At 70.5% G+C, this 2,573-nt stretch carries 2 protein-coding genes and 1 pseudogene; all 3 read left to right on the top strand.

The genetic code is table 11. From position 1 onward, the window contains the following. Nucleotides 1-200: pseudogene (locus ACZ4LX_RS38045) on the top strand (hypothetical protein); the annotation flags it as partial. After that, nucleotides 197-853: a hypothetical protein gene (locus ACZ4LX_RS38040; RefSeq protein ID WP_467651973.1), complete on the top strand. Its 657-nt coding sequence runs from the start codon at nt 197-199 to the stop codon at nt 851-853. The pseudogene ACZ4LX_RS38045 and the gene ACZ4LX_RS38040, both read left to right, overlap by 4 nt. Nucleotides 854-855: 2 nt before the next feature. Beyond that, on the top strand, nt 856-2,573 hold a 1,718-nt coding region (locus tag ACZ4LX_RS38035; RefSeq protein ID WP_467651971.1), incomplete at its 3' end, for a putative T7SS-secreted protein.

Raw genomic sequence — 2,573 nt, 5'->3', positions numbered from 1 at the left:
CGGGCGATCAGGCCATGGACTACGCGGCGTTGCTGGGCGCGCGCATCGTCGACGAGATCGTGCCGTCTCTGGGGGAGCCCGCCGGTCTCGCGGTCGATGTCGCCACCGAGGACGGCTCGATGTTCTTCCCGCCGGTCGTCGGCATCGTTGCGGAGGCGGTCGCCGTCGACGCGGGCGGGGCGGGGGAGGAACGGTCGTGAGCGGTGACGGGGCGGACCTGCATCTCGACAAGGAGTCGGTCACCAGGTTCACGAAGGGCGTGGGCGCGACGATCGACGCCCTCGGTGATCTCGGCGGTGCCACGGGTTCGGTGATGGGCAAGGGTTTCTCAGCGATGGCGATGACCGGGATGGAGGCCGGGCACCACGGTCTCGCGACCGACTTCGAGGACTTCTGCGAACGCTGGGAGTGGGGTGTACGCGCCCTGGTGCGGGATGCCGGCGGGCTGGCGAACCGGCTCGGTCTGGCGGCGGGCACCCAGTGGGAGAACGACCAGTACCTTGCGGGCACGCTCAAGGTGGGCGCCAACTCCCTGTTCGGCGGGAACCCGCACGCCAGTGAGGAGGAGATCGCCGAGCAGGGCTGGGGTGACATCTTCACGCCGGACTACCTGAGCCCGGACTACAGCCCCGAATCGTTCGAGAAGGCCGGCCAGGACATGGGGCAGACCTGGAAGGACACCGGTCGCACGGTCCTCACCGAGGGCTACGGCGGCCGGCAGTCCGACATGTTCAACAGCGCGCTCGGCATCTCCGACGAGCAGTTCGGCCAGGCACTGGACGAGACGCTCGGCCCGTCACCGGAGGAACGCGCCCAGCAGGCGCGGCAGCAGGGCGAGCCAGGGGGCAACTGAACGTGGGTATAGGCGACTTCCTGAGCGACCTCACGCCCGACTCGGTCGAGGACGCGATCGAGGACGGTGTCGAGTGGGTCGGTGACCGGGTCGAGGACGTCGGGAACTGGACCGCCGGCCGGCTGGACGACGTCGGGTGGGAATCGGGTGCGGACTGGGTGCGCGAGCAGTCCCGTTCGGTCGCCAACCGGATGGGCGCGGAGGTCGACGAGATGGACCTCGGGCAGACCGAGGACAAGACCAAACTGATCTACGGCAGTCCTGGCAAGCTCAACGCCACCGTCACCAAGCTCCGCGCTTTCCAGGCGGCCTTCGACGGCACCGGCGACGGTCTCAAGGGTCTGGGCTCCGGGCAGCTCAAGGGCGAGACGGCCGACGCGCTGCGCACGGCGGTGGGCACCCAGCCGCCCAAGTGGTACGCCGCCGCCGATGCGAGTGCGAAGGCGATCGGGGCTCTCGACGCGTTCGCCGACACCGTCACCTGGGCTCAGGGGCAGGCGCAGACGGCGATCGACAAGTGGAAGGCGGGCGTCAAGGCCTCCGAGGACGCCGCGGATGCCCACCGCAGGAAGGTCGACGAGTTCAACAGCGCGGTCGACCGCTACAACGCCCAGCCCTCGGACAAGCGTGACCCCGCCTCGCTGCCTCCCCGTCCCTCCTCGACGTTCACCGATCCCGGTAAGAAGCTGATGCAGGACGCGCAGGACCTCCTCGCCGCGGCCCGCGAGCAGCGGAACTCGGCGGCGCAGACCGCGCGTACGGCGGTGTGTGCGGCCCGCGACATGGCTCCGCGGAAGCCCTCGTACACGGAGCAGTTGCGCGACGGGGCCGAGGAATTCCAGGTCATGAGCATGCATCTGGACGGGGGCATCATCAAGGCCACGGCCGGCATGCTCAACTTCGTCCGCAGCGTCAACCCCATGGACCCGTACAACCTGACGCATCCGGCCGAGTACGTCACGTCCCTCAACAGTCTGGCCGCCGGTCTGGTGGTCGCCGCCAACGACCCGGTCGGCACCGGCACCACGATGGTCAAGGACTTCATGAAGGATCCGGCCGAGGGATTCGGCCGGCTGATCCCCGACATCGCGCTGACCATCGCCACCGGTGGCGGCGGCGCCGCGGTGAAGGGCGTGCGCGTCGCCGACGAGGCCGCCGAGGCCGCACGGCTGCGCCGCCTGGTCGACGACGCCCCGGAAGGCGGCAACAGCACTCCGGACGCCAAGCGAATATCCGAGGACACCGACCCGGTCGACCTCGCCACCGGCCGGATGTACCTCCCGCAGACCGACGTCACGGTCCCCGGCATCCTGCCGTTGCTCTTCACCCGCCGCACCGAGTCCGGCCTGACGGCCGGCCGTTTCCTGGGCCCGTCCTGGACATCCACCGTCGACGAGCGTCTGCAGATCGACGCCGTCGGCGTCATCCACATCACCGCCGACGGGCTCCTGATCCGCTACCCGCACCCCGCCCCGGGCGCGCCCACAAGACCGGAGGCGGGCAGGGACCGCACGCTGCTGGCGCGCGACACCCGCGGCGACTACACGGTCACCGACCCCGACACCGGCCTGGTCCTCGACTTCGACGCCCCGTCCGGTGCCGGGCCGGGGGGTGACGGAACCGCCTGGCTGTCGGAGGTGACCGACCGCAACGGCCACCGGATCAGCGTCGACCGCGACGAGGACGGCCTGCCGCTGGCCCTGGTCCACTCCGCGGGCCA

The organism is Streptomyces sp. NPDC026062, assembly GCF_055568375.1.
The sequence above is the reverse complement of the archived record's forward strand: the minus strand, read 5'-3'. Positions and strand labels throughout refer to the sequence as shown.